The following is a 15,744-nucleotide window of genomic DNA, read 5'->3' as shown; positions in this document are numbered from 1 at the left end:
GGTGCGAACGGCTGAGCGTCGTGAGACTCGTGTCGTGCCGAGGCGGACGAGGGAGGCAGCCCGGGGTCGGCTGCTGGAGAGCGCAGGCACTGGGTGTGCATCGCGGCGCTCAGTCCCAGTCGAGCCCGCCGCGGCGCCACTCGTAGGCGTAGGCGAGCGTGATGTTGAAGAGGAAGAGCACGACGGCGATGAGGCCGAACCACGAGAGCTGGTCGAAGTAGACGGCCCACGGGACGAGGAACATGATCTCGACGTCGAAGATGATGAAGGTCATCGCGACCGTGTAGTACTTCACCGGGATGCGCCCGCCACCGAAGGGCTGGGGCGTCGGCTCGATGCCGCACTCGTAGGAGTCCAGGCGCGCTCGGTTGTAGCGCTTCGGCCCGGTCAGCGTGCTGACCGCGACCGAGAAGATCGCGAAGCCGGCCGCGAGGGCCAGCAGGGCGAGCACCGGGGTGTAGAGCTCCACCGCGCACTCCCTCTCTCCGGTTCGTGCGAACCGGGGTGCCGGTGCGCACGCAGACGTCCGTTCGTGAACTTGTGAAACAGTTCACATAGTGCCGTGCATCACACTACCCATCTCCGAACGGCGACCGCCAGCCCCCTCCACCCCTCCTGACCTGCGGATTTAGCGCACGAACCACTTGGCTAAATGGCGGACCCGTGGATGGATCCGCGATTCGGCGGTGGTGGCGGGTGATCCCGGAGCCCGTGGAGGGGTCAGCGCCGGGTCGGCGTCGGGTCGGCGCGGGTCGGGTCGGCGTCGGCGTCGGCGTCGGGTCGGCGGAGTGTGGCGGACCGACGCAGCGCGACGACGCGAGAACGTGCGGGCGTCCGCCACGCTCCGCGCAGGCCGGGGACGGCCGGGGCAGGACGCGGCGGGGTCAGGTAGGGCGCGGCCGGCGTCGTACGACGCGAGCGCGTCAGGCGGTGGCGCGGTGCAGCGCGACGATCCCGCCGGAGAGGTTGCGCCACTCGGCGCCGCTCCAGCCGGCCGCGTCGATGAGGGCGGCGAGCGCCGGCTGGTCGGGCCAGGCGCGGATGGACTCGGCGAGGTAGACGTAGGCGTCCGGCGACGACGACACCGCGGTGGCGACGGGCGGCAGCGCCTTCATCAGGTACTCGACATAGGCCGTGCGGAACGGTGCCCAGGTCGGGTGGGAGAACTCGCAGACGACGAGGCGGCCGCCGGGGCGGGTCACCCGGTGCATCTCCGCGAGGGCGGCCTCCGTGTCGACGACGTTGCGCAGGCCGAAGGAGATCGTGACCGCGTCGAACGTGTCGTCCGCGAACGGCAGACGGGTGGCGTCGCCGGCGGTGAAGGGCAGGTGCGGACGGTTCTGCTTGCCGACCCGGAGCATGCCGATCGAGAAGTCGCAGGGCACGACCACGGCGCCCTCGGCGAGGAACGGGGCGCTCGACGTGCCCGTCCCGGCGGCGAGGTCCAGCACGAGGTCGCCGGCCTGCGGGTCGACGGCCTTGATCACGTCGCGTCGCCAGCGACGGTCCTGCCCGAGCGAGAGCACGTCGTTGGTGACGTCGTACCGCTTCGCGACGGCGTCGAACATGCGTCGGACGTCGGTCGGCTGCTTGTCCAGCTCTGCACGGGCCACGGACCGAGCCTACGGGGAAAGCCGATGCAACCCGTCGGGGGTCGGCGACGTCTCTCCAGGTGACGGCCCACGGTGGGCCGCCGCGTGACCGGTCACCGGAGCACGCACGAGCTCACCCGGGGGAACGACCGTGAAGATCCTGCGCACCACCCTGCTGGTCCTGCTGACCCTCGGCCTGGTGGCTTCCGCGACGTACGGCGTGGTCCGCGTCGCCGAGCGCACGGGCGACGGCGAGCCGACGGCGGGGGTCGCCGACTCGCCCTCGCCGGTCGGGCACGAGCCCACGAACGACGCCCCGGCCTCCCCGACCGACGAGCCGACGGACGAGCCCAGCGCCGCGCCGACGGAGGAGCCGACGGAGGAGCCGACCGCGGAGCCCACCCTCGAGCCGGGCCCCGCGATCTACTCCGCCGGCGACTCCGGCGACGAGGTCCGCGACCTGCAGGCCCGCCTGGTGCAGATCGACTGGCTCACCGAGGTCAGCGGCACGTACGACGACACCACCGTCGCCGCGGTCGAGGGCTTCCAGGGCAAGCGCGCGTTCCCGGTGACCGGCGAGGTCGACGACCGCACCCTCACGCGCCTCCACGAGATGACCGGCCCGCCGACGTACGAGGAGATGCACAACATCGCGCCGGTGGCGGGCGACCTCGATCCCCGCTGCCGGGAGGGCCGGGTGCTCTGCATCGACAAGACGACCCGCACGCTGCGCTGGGTGGTGGACGGCGACGTGGGGGCGACGTTCGACGTGCGCTTCGGCCGCGAGGGCATGGAGACCCGCGAGGGCGCCTTCAGCGTGGAGCGGAAGAGCCGCGACCACGTCTCGAGCATCTACGACACCCCGATGCCGTTCGCGATGTTCTTCTCCGGCGGCCAGGCGGTGCACTACTCGCCCGACTTCGCGGCGAACGGCTACAACGGCGCCTCGCACGGCTGCGTCAACGTGCGGGACCGCGACGGCATCGAGGCGCTCTTCGACCAGGTCGAGGTCGGCGACTCCGTGGTCGTCTACTGGTCCTGAGCGCCGGTCGTCGCCGGCCACCCGGGCCCGGGGCTCAGGCCAGCTGCTCCCACAGCTGGTCGACGAGCCCGCGCACCGACTCCCCCGACGCCCCGCTCAGCACGAACGCGCGGATGGTCAGGTCGTCGGAGGTGCGTCGGCACTGCATCTCCTGGATCTGCGGCGTCGGCGACGTCTCGCCGGCGATGACGTCGAGCACGCAGTCGAGGTCGCCGAAGCTCTGGAGCAGGATCCGGCTCTGGCCGGCCTCGGGATCCTGCAGCGTCGCGGGCACCAGCGGACCGTCCGGGCCGCGGTAGGCCTGGATCGCGACCTGCGAGCCCGTCGCGAGCTCGATGTAGCGCTCGGCGTCGTTGGGCACGCCCGCGGCGGCGTCGAGCTGGCCGTCGGCGTAGGTCCAGAAGCCGTCGAGCTCGTCCGCCTCCTCGTCCTGGCCGTCCTCGCGGAGGATCGAGGTCGGCGTCGACCAGCCGCCGACGTCCTCGGGCAGGACGAGCTCCGCGCCCGGGGAGGCATCCTCGTCGGGGGCGGCCGCCGTACCCGCGGGAGCCTCCTCGTCACCGCCGTCGACCAGCTCGGGCAGCCCGACCGCGAAGAACGTCAGCAGCAGGAGCGCGACGACGCCGGCGAGCACGGGACCGAGGGCACCGAGACGCAGGGCGGGCTTCGAGGCGGGCTTCGGGGTGGGGGGCACAGCGTGTGACCGTAGCAACGCGCACCAGGATCGGCCCACGACGTACGGGCCAGTAGTCTGGCGAGGATGAGCACGAGCGCCCCCCGCCCCGGTGCCGCGCGGCCCGCAGGCGGCGCCGCGCCGGCCGCGCACCAGGTCCCGCTGGCCGTGCGCACGGTGCCGCTGGACTCCCTGGCCTCCGCCGGTGACGTGCCCGACGACGTGCCCCTGGTCGACCTCCTGCCCGCCGACGGCTCGCTCGCCTGGCTGCGCGGCGGCGACGGCATCGTCGGCTGGGGCGTGGCCGCCACCATCACGACCTCGGGCGCGACCCGCTTCGCCGACGCCGACGCCTGGTGGCGCGAGCTGACGGCCCGCTCCGTCGTGCGCGACGAGGTCGACCTGCCCGGCAGCGGCCTCGTGGCCTTCGGCTCCTTCGCGTTCGCCGACGACCCCGGCACCTCGACGCTCGTCGTGCCCCGCGTCGTCGTGGGCCGCCGTGGTGGCCAGCGCTGGCTCACCACCATCGGCCACGACAGCATCGGCGCGCCCGCGCTGCGCGTCGCCGAGGCCCCCGCCGTGCCCTCCCCCGTGGTCTTCGGGCCCGGCGGGCTCGACGACGACGCCTGGCAGGCCGTCGTGGCCGACGCGGTGGCCCGCATCGACGCCGGCGATCTCGAGAAGGTGGTGCTGGCCCGCGACATCGTCGCCACGACCGACGCCCCCGTCGACGTCCGGTGGCCACTGCGACGCCTCGCCGCGGCGTACCCCACCTGCTGGACCTTCCACGTCGACGGCCTCTTCGGCGCGACCCCCGAGATGCTCGTGCGCCAGGAGCGGGGCCTCGTCACGTCGCGCGTGCTGGCCGGCACGATCCGCCGGACCGGCGACGAGGTGCGCGACGCCGGGCTGGCCGGCGAGCTGGCGCGGTCGTCGAAGGACCTCGAGGAGCACGAGTACGCCGTGCGATCCGTCGCCGACTCGCTCGAGCCGCACTGCTCGTCGATGAACGTGCCCGAGTCGCCGTTCGTGCTGCACCTGCCGAACGTCATGCACCTCGCCACCGACGTCACCGGCGTCGTGCCCGACGACGACCCGAGCTCGTCGCTGGGCCTGGCCGCGTCGCTCCACCCCTCCGCCGCCGTCGGCGGCACGCCCACCGCGACCGCCACCGCCCTCATCGCCGAGCTCGAGGGCATGGAGCGCGGCCGGTACGCCGGACCCGTCGGCTGGATGGACGCCTCCGGCGACGGCGAGTGGGGCATCGCGCTGCGCTCCGCCCAGATCGAGACGGCTGCCGACGGCACCGGGCGCGTCCGCCTGTACGCCGGCTGCGGCATCGTCGCCGGCTCCGACCCGGCGGCCGAGCTCGCCGAGAGCCAGGCCAAGCTCGAGCCCGTGCGCGGGGCGCTCGGGGGCTGAGGCGCTCGCCGGCCGGCGCCCTGGGGGGTGGCGGCTGCACCGTTCGCGGTACCTCGTACCCGTCGCACGGGTATCTCCTACCGCGCACGTGTGCATGGCCATCGTTCGCGGTACCTCGTACCCGTCGCACGGGTATCTCCTACCGCGAACCGACCCTGCTCGGGTTGCGGTGTCAGCGACGGGGCGGACGGGGCGCTCACACCGCAGCCCGTCGGGGCGTGGTGGTCGCGGTGTCAGCGACAGGGCAGACGGGGCGCTCACACCGCAGCCCGTCGGGGCGTGACGTCCGGCCGGCCCGGAGTCAGCACCGGGGTCCGCTGCCACCAGGTGGCACCGCTCCCCGGCACTGGTGCGGACGGAGCAGGCCCAGGCCGTACGGCGCGGGCCCGCCGCCGTTCGCGGTACCTCGTACCCGTCGCACGGGTACCTCCTACCGCGAACGGGCCGGCCCCGAGACGCACGACGCCGGCCCACCCCTCGCGGGGTGGACCGGCGTCCTGGAGAACCGGGGCGTCAGCCGCGCGAGCGGCTGAGCATCTCCTCGCGGTCGACGACCTTGATGCGCTCGCGGCCGACGGCCTCGCCGAGCGAGACCTCGTGGGCGTCGAGGGCGACCCAGCCGTCCCACGACGTGAAGTCGACGCCGCGCTCGGTCAGGTGGCGCAGGATCGCGTCGCGGTCGTCGTGCTCGGGCGCCGGGGTGCTGTCGATGTCGGCGATGAGGTTCGCGACGGTCTCGGCGGCGTCCGACTTGGTGTGCCCGATGAGCCCGACCGGGCCGCGCTTGACCCAGCCGGTGCAGTACGTGCCGGGCACGTGCTCGCCGTCGAGGTCGAGCACGCGGCCGCCCGCGTTGGGGATGACGTTGTCGGTGTCGTCGAACGGCACGTCGGCGAGCGGGGAGGACTTGTAGCCGACCGCGCGGTAGACGGCCTCCACGTCGTACGTCTTGAACTCGCCCGTCGAGCGCGCGTTGCCGGTGCCGTCGAGCTCGGTGACCTCGACCTTGAGCCCCGCGACCTTGCCGTCCTCGCCGAGCACCTCGACGGGCGCCTGGCAGAGGTGGATGTGGATGCGGTGGGGCGCGCCGGTGGGCTCGGCCTCCATGTACTTCAGCAGCGTGTCGGCCACGAGGCGCACGGCCTTGGTCGCCTGGATCGCCTTCTCGGAGGCCTCGTCGATCTCGAAGCCCTCGGGGTGCACGATCACGTCGACGCTCGGGGAGTGCGACAGCTCGCGCAGCTCCATGGGCGTGAACTTGATCTGGGCCGGGCCACGGCGAGCGAAGACGTGCACGTCGGTCGCCTGGTTGACCTTGAGGCCCTGGTAGACGTTGTCCGGGATCTCGGTGGTCAGCTGCTCGTCGGCCGGCTTCACCAGCATGCGCGCGACGTCGAGGGCCACGTTCCCGGCACCCAGCACGGCCACGTGCTTGGCGGTCAGCGGCCACTCGCGCGGGTAGTCGGGGTGGCCGTCGTACCAGGACACGAAGTCGGCGGCGCCGTAGCTGCCCTCGAGGTCGATGCCCGGGATGTCGAGGTCGCGGTCGAAGATCGCGCCCGTCGAGAAGATCACCGCGTCGTAGAACGGGCGGAGGTCGGAGAGCTTGACGTCGGTGCCGAAGTCGACGTTGCCGACGAACCGGATCTCGTCGCGCGAGAGCACCCGGCGCAGGGCCTTGATGATCTCCTTGATGCGCGGGTGGTCGGGCGCGACGCCGTACCGGACCAGGCCGTAGGGAGCAGGCAGCCGGTCGAACACGTCGACCGTCGCACCGGGGTACTCCTTGGTCAGGATGTCGGCGGCGTAGATGCCAGCCGGGCCGGCACCGACGACGGCAACATTGATGGGGCGCACAGTTCTTCCTCCAGACGGAACACGGGTTAGGCCAGGCTAACTACCGACCGACGATTCTCCCAGAAGAACGAGTGCCAGATGGCTCACGTCCAGATGACGGCGGAGCGGGGTCGGAGCGTCGAGCGGGTACGGCGGGCAGGGCGCTCAGAGGTCGGCGCCGTCGGCGATGCGGGCGTAGGTCTGGCCCTCGGCGAGCAGGGTGCGGAAGTGTCCGTCGGTCATCGACAGGCCCGCGTCGGAGTAGACCCGGTCGTGGATCGCCAGGTTGGTCGGGGCGCCCACCTCGCGGGCGAAGTCGATCGCCTCGCCGACCTTGAGCCACGGGGCGCTCACGGGGGCGAGCAGCACGTCGACGGCGCGGCCGGGGCCGGTGAGGGCGTCGCCGGGGTGGAAGACGGAGCGGTCGCCGAGCTCCACGACGTACCCGGAATTGGTGATGCGGTCGTAGGCCGGGTGGATCACGGCGTGCTGCTCGCCGACGGCGGTGACCCTCACCCCGGCGGCGTCGAACTGGTCGCCGGGGGCGACGACGGTGACGCGCTCGGTGAGGTCCGGCGCCTGCTCGGCGATGGCTCGCGCGACGGCCGCGATCGTCCAGATGGGCGCGTCGGTGGCGCGCAGGTGGTCGACGTGGAGGTGGTCGGCGTGCTCGTGGGTGACGAGGACCGCCGTGGCGCCGTCGACGGCCTCGGGGTCGGTGAACATCCCGGGGTCGAGCACGACGGCGTGGCCCTCGTGACCGAGACGGACGCAGGCGTGGCCGAACTTCGTGATCCGCATGCCCTCCACGGTAGTCCGGCCCCCGAGACGGTCGTTCGCCTCGCCGACACCTTGATGGGTCACCATCCGCGGCGTGCAACGACGACTGGGAGTGGCCGACGCCGCGGCGATCGGGGTGGCATCGATGGTGGGGGCCGGGGTCTTCACCGTGTTCGCGCCGGCCGCCGACGTCGCGGGCCGGGCCCTCGTGGTGGCGCTGGCGCTGGCCGCGGGCGTGGCCTGGTGCAACGCCTCGTCGTCGGCCCGCCTCGCGGCGCGACGACCGACGTCGGGCGGCACCTACGTGCACGGGCGCGAGCAGCTCGGCCCGTGGTGGGGCTACCTGGCCGGCTGGTCGTTCGTGGTCGGCAAGACGGCGAGCTGCGCCGCGATGGCGCTCGCGTTCGCGGCGTACGTCGTGCCCGGCTCGGCGCCCGAGCCGGTCGGACGGCTCGTCGCGGCCGGCGCGGTCGTGGCCCTCACCCTCGTGAACTGCCGGGGCGTGACGCGGACCGCCGGGCTCGCGAAGGCGATCGCCCTGCTCGCGCTCGTCGTGCTCGCGGTGGCGGTCGTCGTCGGCCTGGTCGGCGCCGACGGTCTCCGTCCGCCTCTGCCGACCGGTGACGTCGACGCGTACGGCGTGCTCCAGGCCGCCGGGCTGCTCTTCTTCGCGTTCGCCGGCTACGCCCGCATCGCCACGCTGGGCGAGGAGGTCCGCGACCCCGCCCGCACCATCCCGCGGGCGATCGGGCTCTCCTTCGCGGTGGTGCTGACGACGTACGTCGTGGTGGCCCTGGCCCTGCTCGCCGTGCTGGGCCCCGCGCGCGTCGCCGGGTCGGTCGCGCCCGTGCGGGCGCTCGCCGAGGTGGGCGGGGCGACCTGGACCGGACCCGTCGTCCAGGTCGGTGCGGCGGCCGCGGCGCTGGGTGCGCTGCTCGCCCTCGTCGCGGGCATCGGCCGGACCTTGCTGGCCATGGCCCGTGACGGCGAGCTGCCGCGGTGGCTGGACGCCGTGCACCCGACGTACGACGTGCCCCACCGCGCCGAGCTGGCCGTCGGCGCCTGCGTGGTGGCGCTCGTGCTCACCCTCGACCTGCGCGACGCCGTCGGGTTCTCGTCGTTCGGCGTCCTGCTCTACTACCTCGTCGCGAACCTGGCCGCCGGCGCCCAACGTCGCCGCGAGGGCCTCGGCGTCGGCGTCGTGCCGGTGGTCGGCGCGGTCGGCTGCGTCGTGCTGGCGTTCGCGCTGCCCGTGGCCTCCGTCGTCGGCGGGTGCGTCGTCGTCGGCCTCGGGGTGCTGGTGCGGGTCGGGGTGCGGCGCCTGCGGCCCGTGTGACGCGGTGTCCGGGCATCTGCACACGCGACAGGACACCCACCCGGACACCACAGCACCGCACCAGTCCGCGTCGTACGACGGTGCAGACCCGACAACTCGGCGCTGCACGACGGTGCAGACCCGACAACTCGACGAAACCCCGTGGCGCACGGCCCGGCCCGCCGTGTGGGATGGGGCGATGAGCACGCCCTCCCCTGGCCAGGCCCCCGCCCAGGACCCCGCCGTCCTACCGCTGCCGCCCGACGTCACGCTGCGCCGGGCCACGCCGGCCGACGCCGAGGCCGGGGCGGCGCTGCACCGCGACTGCTGGGCCGAGGCCTACCCCGGGCTGATCCCGCAGGACGCGCTCGAGGCGGTGCTGGCGAACCACGAGCGCCGGGTCCGCATGTGGGAGCAGATGGCGGCCTCGGAGCGTCCGCCGGTGCTGGCCGTCCACGCGGCGCCGGAGGGCGAGCGGCTGGTCGGGTTCGCCATGTCGGGGCCGGGCGACCCCGACGCCGCCGACGACGACCTCCCCGCGCTATACCTGCACGCGATCTACGTACGGCGGGGGTGGTGGGGCACCGGCGTCGGCGACGCGCTCCTGGTCGCCGAGGTCGCCGACACGGACTGCACGCTGGTGGTGCTGGCCGCCAACGGCCGGGCCCGCGGCTTCTACGAGCGCCACGGCTTCGTCGCCCACGGCGACCCCGTGCCCGACCCCCACCTGGGGGTCGACGACCTGCGGATGGTGCGCCGGGGCGCCACCGCCCGCGGGTAGTCCCTGACGGAGCGGTCGTCCGCCGGGTCCCACCACGACCACTGCGTCAGGGACTACCGCCCCGCCCGTGCTACTCCTGACCCCATGGAGAGCGTCGAGAACCCCGAGCCGGTCGGTGAGCACCCCACCACGCCGGAGCTGCGGAGCCTGCACGACCGGCTCGCGCGCGGCGACGTCACGGCGGTCGTCGAGCTGCTCGGGCGCATGACGGCACGGGACCGGGCGATCGGGTTCCGGCTGCTCGGCAAGGGCCGCGCGGTGGCCGTGTTCGAGGACCTCGACCCCGCCCTCCAGCGCGAGCTCGTCGACGAGCTGCGCGAGGAGGCCGTCGCGGAGATCTTCGCCGCGCTCGACCCCGACGACCGCGCCCCGCTGCTCGACGAGCTGCCCGCCGGCGTCGCGCGCCGCCTGCTCGCCGGCCTCGCCCCGCGCGAGCGGGCCTGGACCACGTCGCTGCTGGGCTACCCGGAGGACAGCGCCGGCCGGCGCATGTCGCCGGCGGTGGCGTCGGTGCACCCGGACACGACGTGCGGCGAGGCCATCGAGCTGCTGAAGCAGGCCGCCGACGAGGTCGAGACGATCTACACGGTGCCCGTGCTCGGACCGGGCCGCGCCGTGGTCGGCGTCGTCTCCCTGCGCCGGCTGCTCGTCTCCGACCCCGCGACCACGGTGGCGGAGGTCGCCTCCGAGCCCCAGGTGGTGCGCGCGTCCGACGACGTCGAGGACGCCGCCAACCTCGTGCGCGACGGCGGCTTCGTCGCCGTACCGGTGGTGGACGACGAGGACCGCCTGCTCGGCATCTTCACCGTCGACGACGCGATGCGCGTGCTGGAGAGGGAGGACGACGAGGACTCCGCCCGCGTCGGCGGCACCGAGCCGCTGCGCCGGCCCTACCTGTCGGTACCGGTGCTCGGGCTCGTGCGCGCCCGCGTGGTCTGGCTGTTCGCGCTCATCGGTGCGGCCACGCTGACGGTCGGGGTGCAGAACCACTTCGAGGGCGAGCTGCAGACCGTCGTCACGCTCGCGCTCTTCATCCCGCTGCTCATCGGCACCGGCGGCAACGCGGGCTCGCAGGCCGCGACGACGGTGGTGCGCGCGATGGCCGTGGGCGACGTACGACCCGGCGACCTGCTGCGGGTGGTGGGCCGGGAGGCCGCCACCGGGCTCGCGCTCGGGGCGTCGCTGGCGACCGTCGGCTTCCTGCCCGCCGCCGCGATCGCGGGGGCCGACATCGCCCTCGTGCTCTGCCTGACGGTGACGATCGTGTGCACCCTCGCCACCACGGTGGGCTCGAGCGTGCCGCTGGTCGCGAAGCGCATCGGCATCGACCCGGCGATCGTCTCGGCGCCCTTCATCTCGACCTTCGTCGACACGACGGGCCTGGTGCTCTACTTCACGATCGCCAAGGTCGTGCTGGGCATCTAGCGCGGCACCTGGTGCACGGGCTCGTCGCCCGCGACGTACCGCTCCAGCTGCTCCTTGATGATCGCGAACAGCCGCGGCCGCATCGCCGTGGTGCCTCCGGCGACGTGCGGGGTGACGACGACGCCCGGGGTGGTCCACAGCGGGTGGTCGGCCGGGAGCGGCTCGGGGTCGGTGACGTCGAGGGCGGCCCGCAGGCGCCCGGACGACGTCTCCGCGAGCAGCGCGTCGGTGTCGACGACCTTGCCCCGCGCGACGTTGACGAGCAGCGCGCCGTCGGGCAGGGCGGCCAGGAACGCGGCGTCGACGAGGCCCTCGGTCGAGGGCGTGAGGGGCGTCAGGAGCACCACGACGTCGGCGTCGGGCAGCAGCTCGTCGAGCTCGTCGATGCCGTGCACCGGGCCCAGCGGACCGCTGCGTGCCGACGTCGCGACCGGCACGACCTCGCACTCGAAGCCCTCGAGCCGCCGGTGCAGCGCCTGGCCGATCGAGCCGTAGCCGATGATCAGCACGCGCCGGTCGGCCAGCGACGGGCCGCCGTTGAACTGGCTCCACTCACCGCGCTGCTGCTGCGCGAACCAGCGCGGGAAGTCGCGCTGCGCCACGAGGATCAGGGCCACCGCGAGTTCCGCGGTGCCCGGGTCGTGCACGCCCGTCGCGCGGCTCAGCCCGACGTCGGCGGGCACGTGGGGCAGCAGGTGGTCGACACCGGCACTGGGCGCCTGCACGAGGCGCAGCGCGGGCATCCGGGTGACGATGGCGGGGTCGGCCGGCCCGAAGTACGGCGGCACGTAGACCTCGACCTCGTCGATGCCCGCCGGCTCGCTCACCCCGTCGTACGTCGCGTAGGTGAGGCTGTCGGGCAACGGCCCGACCTCCGCGGCGATCTCGTCGGGGCTGTACTCCATCCACACCTGGGCCATGCGCCCCACCCTACGGACGGACGCCCGGCTCCTCGGCGGCCGCCGACTCGTCCCCCCTGCTGTCCCCGCTGCGTCCCAGCGCCCGCAAGCGCGCGTCGAGCTCGCGGCGGTTGTCGCGCCGCACGCGCACCTCGACGACCTCGATCCCGCCCGCCGGGGAGCTCAGCGCGTGCTCCAGCTCGAGCAGCGACTCCACCCGCCAGTGCGGGGTGCGGCTCGCGGCGCAGAGGCTCGCGAGGTCGACGCCGTGCGGGGTGCCGAAGAGCGTGTCGAACTGGGCGGCGTACGCCGGCGCGCCCTGCTCGAGCATCGTGAAGATCGACCCGCCGTCGTCGTTGACGACCACGACCGTGAGCTCCGGGCGCTCCTCGCGGGGCCCGAGCATCAGCGCGGTCGCGTCGTGGAGGAACGTCACGTCGCCGACGAGGGCGAGCGCCCGCGAGGAGTCGCGGCGCCCCAGGGCCGCGCCGATCGCCGTCGACAGCGTGCCGTCGATGCCGGCGAGCCCGCGGTTGGCGAGCACGAGCCGTCGCTGGCCGGCCGGGTGGGGCGGGGCCATGAGGTCGAGGTCGCGCACGGGGCTCGACGCACCCACGACGAGCAGCCCCCCGGGCGGGAGCGCCCGGTGCACGGCGCCCGCCACCTCGTACGGCGTGAGGTCGCCCTCAAGGGCGAGCGTGCGGTCCACCTCGCGGGCGACCGCTGCGTCGGCCGCGTGCCAGGCGGCGAGCCAGGCCCCGTCGGCGGCCCCGTCGGCGGGGTCGTCGCCGGCGTCGGGCTCCTCGACGCCCAGCAGGTCGTGCTCGGCGGCCACGGCGTACGGGCGGCGTGTCCAGCGCCCGGCGTGGCGCCAGGAGACGACCTCGACGTCGTCGCGCGACAGCAGGGCGGTGACCGGGCGCGAGAGCGTGGGGTGGCCGGCCACGACCACCCGTTCGACCTGCGCGACGAGCGCACCGGGGGCGTCGTCGGCCAGCAGCAGGGGGTAGCAGCGCAGGGCGTTCGGGCCGGTGCGCGCGCCCGAGCTGGGCTCGGCGAGCAGCGGCCACCCGGCCCGCTCGGCGAGCTGGCGCACGGCCGGTCCGGCGTCGTCGCCCGCGACCACGACCGTGCGCGGGCCCCGGGGCAGCAGCGTCACCTCGCCGGCGGCGAGGCGGTCGCGGTAGGCGAGGCCCGTACGGCGCGAGGGCAGCGCCGCCGTCGGTGCGGCGGCCGCGGCGCGCAGGGCCTCGAGCTCGGCGGCCGGCCACGGGGCGAGGGGCACCAGCGGGGGCGTGAGCTGGACGTTGAGGTGCACGGGACCGGTCGTGGTGGCCAGGAGAGCAGCGACGTCGCCGTCGGGCGCGCCGGCCGCGTCGGCGGCGAGGTCGAGGAACGGGGCCGCCTCGCCGAAGATCCGCACCTGGTCGGTCGTCTGGCTCGCACCCGAGCCGCGCAGCGCGGCTGGCCGGTCGGCCGTCACCACCACCAGCCCGACCCCGGCGTGGGCGGCCTCGAGCACGGCCGGGTGCAGGTTCGCGACGGCGGTGCCCGAGGTGCAGACGACCGCCGCCCGGGCGCCGGCCTTGGTGAGCCCGAGCGCGAGGAACCCGGCGGTGCGCTCGTCGATGCGGGTGTGGAGCCGCACGAGCGGCTCCCCGCCGGCACCACCGGCACCGGGGCCCCCGCTCGCGGCGTCGTACGCGGCGAAGGCCAGCGGCGCGTTGCGCGACCCCGGCGCGACGACCAGCTCGCGCACGCCGGCCCCCACGAGGGCGGCGACGACGTCACGGGCCAGCAGGACGGCGGTCGGCTCAGCGGTCACGACCGGCGATCCTGCCGCACGGCGAGGGTGGCGGCGAGCCGCTCCTGCCACCAGGCGACGCGGTCGGGCGCAGCGGCGTACCGCTCGAGCAGCTCGGGCAGCGGCCGGGGACCCGGCGCCGGCAGGACGGGCAGGACCCCGTCGACGGGCAGGAGCGGGTCGGCGACGACGTCGGCGGCGAGCAGCTGCACGGTCGCCAGGCCGCACGCGTGCGGCAGCTCGGGGAGCGCGGCGGCGAGCGCGAGACCGGCGGCGATGCCGACCGAGGACTCCAGGGCCGACGAGACCACCACGGGCAGGCCGATGTCGGCGGCGATGCGCAGGCAGGCCGCGACCCCGCCGAGCGGCTGCACCTTGAGCACGGCGATGTCGGCGGCCTCGAGGTCGCGCACGCGGTAGGGGTCCGCGGCCCGGCGGATCGACTCGTCCGCGGCGACCGGCACGTCGACCCGGCGGCGCACCGCGGCGAGCTCCTCGACCGTGGCGCACGGCTGCTCCACGTACTCCAGGCCTCCGGCCGCGCGGTCGAGCAGCGCGATGGCCCGCACGGCCTCGTCGACCGACCAGCCGCCGTTCGCATCCACGCGGACCCGACCCCGCTCCAGTCCCGCGGCCCCCGGCGCCGTGTCCAGGGCGTCGCGCACGGCCTCGACGCGGGCGACGTCGTCGGCCAGGGTCTGGCCGCGCTCCGCCACCTTCACCTTCGCGGTGCGGCAGCCCCCGGCGACGGTGATGCGGTGCGCCTCCTCGGGCGAGCAGGCCGGCACGGTGACGTTGACGGGCACGGAGTCCCGCAGCGCCGTCGGCCAGGCACCGGCCGCCGCCTCCTCGGCGCAACGGAGCCAGGGCTCGGCGGTCGCCGCGTCGTACTCGACGAACGGCGACCACTCGCCCCGGCCCGGCGCCCCGTCGGGCCCGGCACCCTCGACGAACGCGACCTCGCGCACGGTGATGCCGCGGAAGCGGGTGGTGAGCGGGAGCGCGACGACCTGGAGGCGCGGGAGCGGGGTCATCGGGCGTCCTCCTCCGCGAGCGCCCGCAGGCGCACCCGGTCGACCTTGCCGTTGTCGAGCAGGGGCAGCGCCTCGAGCAGCAGCACGTCGCGCGGCGCCCAGGCGCGCGGCAGCTCGGCGGCCACCCAGTCGCGCACGGCGTCGCGCTCGAGGCCGGGACGGGCGGCGTCCGTGCGGGGCACCACGAAGGCGACGACCCGGCGCCCCCACTCCGGGTCGGGCACGCCGAGCACCTCGGCCTCCTCGACGCCCCGGTGCGCGCGCAGGCGCCGCGCGACCGCCGGGGCCGGCACGTTGACGCCGCCCGAGACGACCACGTCGTCCAGCCGGCCGAAGAGCTCGAGCCGGCCGTCGGGCAGCAGCCGACCGGCGTCCGAGGTGAGGAACCAGCCGTCGACGAGCGTCGCGCCGGTGAGCGCCGCGTCGCCCTCGTAGCGGTCGAAGAGCGTCGGCCCGCCGAGCCGCACCCGTCCGGTCGCGTCCGGTGCGGCGCCGTCGGGCAGGTCGATCTCGAGGCGTACGCCGGGGAGCGGCCACCCGTCGTACACGCAGCCGCCCGCGGTCTCCGCCGACCCGTAGGTCGCGACCATCCGGACGCCCGCGGCGGCCGCCCGCTCCCGCAGCGAGGGCTCGAACGGACCGCCCCCGAGGAGCACGGTGTGGAAGCCGGCGAGCGCCGCGGCCGTCGCCGGGTCGTCGAGCATCCGGTGCAGCTGGGTCGGCACGAGCGAGACCAGGTGGGGCAGGTCGGGCGTCAGCGCGGCGACGGCGTCGAGGAACGAGGGGTGGTCGTCGACCAGCACGGGCCGGTGGCCCGCGACGAGGGAGCGCACGACCACCTGCACCCCGGCGACGTACGACGCGGGCACCGCCAGCAGCCACTGGCCCTCGACCCCGAGCCGCTCGGCGGTGGCGCGCCCGGAGGCCAGCACCGCGCGGCGCGACAGCACGACGCGCTTCGGCCGTCCGCTGGAACCGGAGGTCTCGACCACCAGCGGCTCCGGCTCGGCCGGCTCCGCCAGCCAGGCCGCGAGGGCGTCGACGACGGCGGCGGGAGGACCGGAGACGGGACGCAGCGACGACACCCCGGCAGGGTAGTCCTGCGCCCCGCACGGCCTGCCTGCGACCGAGCGCCCGGACG

Annotated in this window: 14 protein-coding genes; 5 read left to right on the top strand and 9 right to left on the bottom strand. The window is 75.0% G+C overall.

Annotated elements, in window-relative coordinates; translation table 11 throughout:
* Positions 1–109 precede the first annotated feature (109 nt).
* Together K329_RS0122435 and K329_RS0122430 are read right to left on the bottom strand one after the other, a co-directional pair.
* Entirely contained in the window at positions 110–469 is a 360-nt protein-coding gene (locus K329_RS0122435) for an NADH-quinone oxidoreductase subunit A (protein ID WP_028474785.1), read from the bottom strand.
* A gap of 454 nt (positions 470–923) precedes the next feature.
* Complete coding sequence (locus tag K329_RS0122430) at positions 924–1,613, bottom strand: demethylmenaquinone methyltransferase (protein ID WP_028474784.1); 690 nt, start codon at positions 1,611–1,613, stop codon at positions 924–926.
* A gap of 130 nt (positions 1,614–1,743) precedes the next feature.
* Between K329_RS0122430 and K329_RS28905 the strand changes: the two genes are divergently transcribed.
* Entirely contained in the window at positions 1,744–2,634 is an 891-nt protein-coding gene (locus tag K329_RS28905; RefSeq protein ID WP_084541517.1) for a L,D-transpeptidase family protein, read from the top strand.
* A 34-nt stretch (positions 2,635–2,668) separates the two neighbouring features.
* Here K329_RS28905 and K329_RS0122420 read toward each other — a convergent pair whose 3' ends face one another.
* A complete protein-coding gene (locus K329_RS0122420; protein ID WP_028474783.1) occupies positions 2,669–3,328 on the bottom strand; it encodes a hypothetical protein in 660 nt (219 codons plus the stop codon).
* Between the two features lie 66 nt (positions 3,329–3,394).
* Here K329_RS0122420 and K329_RS0122415 point away from each other — a divergent pair, with 66 nt between their 5' ends.
* The gene (locus K329_RS0122415; protein ID WP_043644430.1) at positions 3,395–4,729 is read left to right on the top strand and encodes an isochorismate synthase; all 1,335 of its coding nucleotides are present in this window, start codon (positions 3,395–3,397) and stop codon (positions 4,727–4,729) included.
* Positions 4,730–5,242: 513 nt separating this feature from the next.
* Here the strand turns inward: K329_RS0122415 and K329_RS0122410 are convergent.
* Positions 5,243–6,586, bottom strand: coding sequence for an FAD-dependent oxidoreductase (locus tag K329_RS0122410; protein WP_028474781.1), 1,344 nt, complete (start codon positions 6,584–6,586; stop codon positions 5,243–5,245).
* A gap of 144 nt (positions 6,587–6,730) precedes the next feature.
* A complete protein-coding gene (locus tag K329_RS0122405; RefSeq protein WP_028474780.1) occupies positions 6,731–7,366 on the bottom strand; it encodes an MBL fold metallo-hydrolase in 636 nt (211 codons plus the stop codon).
* A gap of 73 nt (positions 7,367–7,439) precedes the next feature.
* On the opposite strand from K329_RS0122405, the gene K329_RS0122400 reads away from it, so the two are divergent.
* From K329_RS0122400 to mgtE, 3 genes are all read left to right on the top strand, one after another.
* Positions 7,440–8,681, top strand: a complete 1,242-nt coding sequence (locus K329_RS0122400) for an APC family permease (RefSeq protein WP_245596658.1) — start codon at positions 7,440–7,442, stop codon at positions 8,679–8,681.
* A 178-nt stretch (positions 8,682–8,859) separates the two neighbouring features.
* Positions 8,860–9,441, top strand: a complete 582-nt coding sequence (locus tag K329_RS28900) for a GNAT family N-acetyltransferase (RefSeq protein ID WP_052337237.1) — start codon at positions 8,860–8,862, stop codon at positions 9,439–9,441.
* Between the two features lie 84 nt (positions 9,442–9,525).
* Entirely contained in the window at positions 9,526–10,866 is a 1,341-nt protein-coding gene (gene mgtE, locus K329_RS28895; RefSeq protein WP_052337236.1) for a magnesium transporter, read from the top strand.
* Here mgtE and K329_RS0122385 read toward each other — a convergent pair.
* From K329_RS0122385 to K329_RS0122370, 4 genes are read right to left on the bottom strand one after another with little or no spacing between them, the layout of a single operon-like run.
* Complete coding sequence (locus tag K329_RS0122385; protein WP_052337235.1) at positions 10,863–11,786, bottom strand: 2-hydroxyacid dehydrogenase; 924 nt, start codon at positions 11,784–11,786, stop codon at positions 10,863–10,865. The two genes, mgtE and K329_RS0122385, sit on opposite strands and share 4 nt — an antisense overlap.
* Before the next feature lie 10 nt (positions 11,787–11,796).
* Positions 11,797–13,590, bottom strand: a complete 1,794-nt coding sequence (gene menD, locus K329_RS28890; protein ID WP_052337234.1) for a 2-succinyl-5-enolpyruvyl-6-hydroxy-3-cyclohexene-1-carboxylic-acid synthase — start codon at positions 13,588–13,590, stop codon at positions 11,797–11,799.
* Complete coding sequence (locus K329_RS28885; RefSeq protein WP_043644428.1) at positions 13,587–14,603, bottom strand: o-succinylbenzoate synthase; 1,017 nt, start codon at positions 14,601–14,603, stop codon at positions 13,587–13,589. The genes menD and K329_RS28885 overlap by 4 nt, the downstream gene beginning before the upstream one ends.
* Positions 14,600–15,688: an AMP-binding protein gene (locus tag K329_RS0122370; protein WP_084541516.1), complete on the bottom strand. Its 1,089-nt coding sequence runs from the start codon at positions 15,686–15,688 to the stop codon at positions 14,600–14,602. The genes K329_RS28885 and K329_RS0122370 overlap by 4 nt, the downstream gene beginning before the upstream one ends.
* Positions 15,689–15,744: the final 56 nt, after the last annotated feature.

The organism is Nocardioides alkalitolerans DSM 16699, assembly GCF_000426525.1.
GTDB lineage: Bacteria > Actinomycetota > Actinomycetes > Propionibacteriales > Nocardioidaceae > Nocardioides > Nocardioides alkalitolerans.
Note: the sequence above shows the minus strand (reverse complement) of the source record. Positions and strands in the feature narration are given on the sequence as shown.

Bases quoted from the DNA above. Each gene is read 5' to 3' on its own strand.
- K329_RS0122405 (WP_028474780.1), bottom strand. From the start codon at position 7,366: ATGCGGATCACGAAGTTCGGCCACGCCTGCGTCCGTCTCGGTCACGAG.
- K329_RS28900 (WP_052337237.1), top strand. From the start codon at position 8,860: ATGAGCACGCCCTCCCCTGGCCAGGCCCCCGCCCAGGACCCCGCCGTC.
- K329_RS0122415 (WP_043644430.1), top strand. From the start codon at position 3,395: ATGAGCACGAGCGCCCCCCGCCCCGGTGCCGCGCGGCCCGCAGGCGGC.
- K329_RS28885 (WP_043644428.1), bottom strand. From the start codon at position 14,603: ATGACCCCGCTCCCGCGCCTCCAGGTCGTCGCGCTCCCGCTCACCACC.
- mgtE (WP_052337236.1), top strand. From the start codon at position 9,526: ATGGAGAGCGTCGAGAACCCCGAGCCGGTCGGTGAGCACCCCACCACG.
- K329_RS0122385 (WP_052337235.1), bottom strand. From the start codon at position 11,786: ATGGCCCAGGTGTGGATGGAGTACAGCCCCGACGAGATCGCCGCGGAG.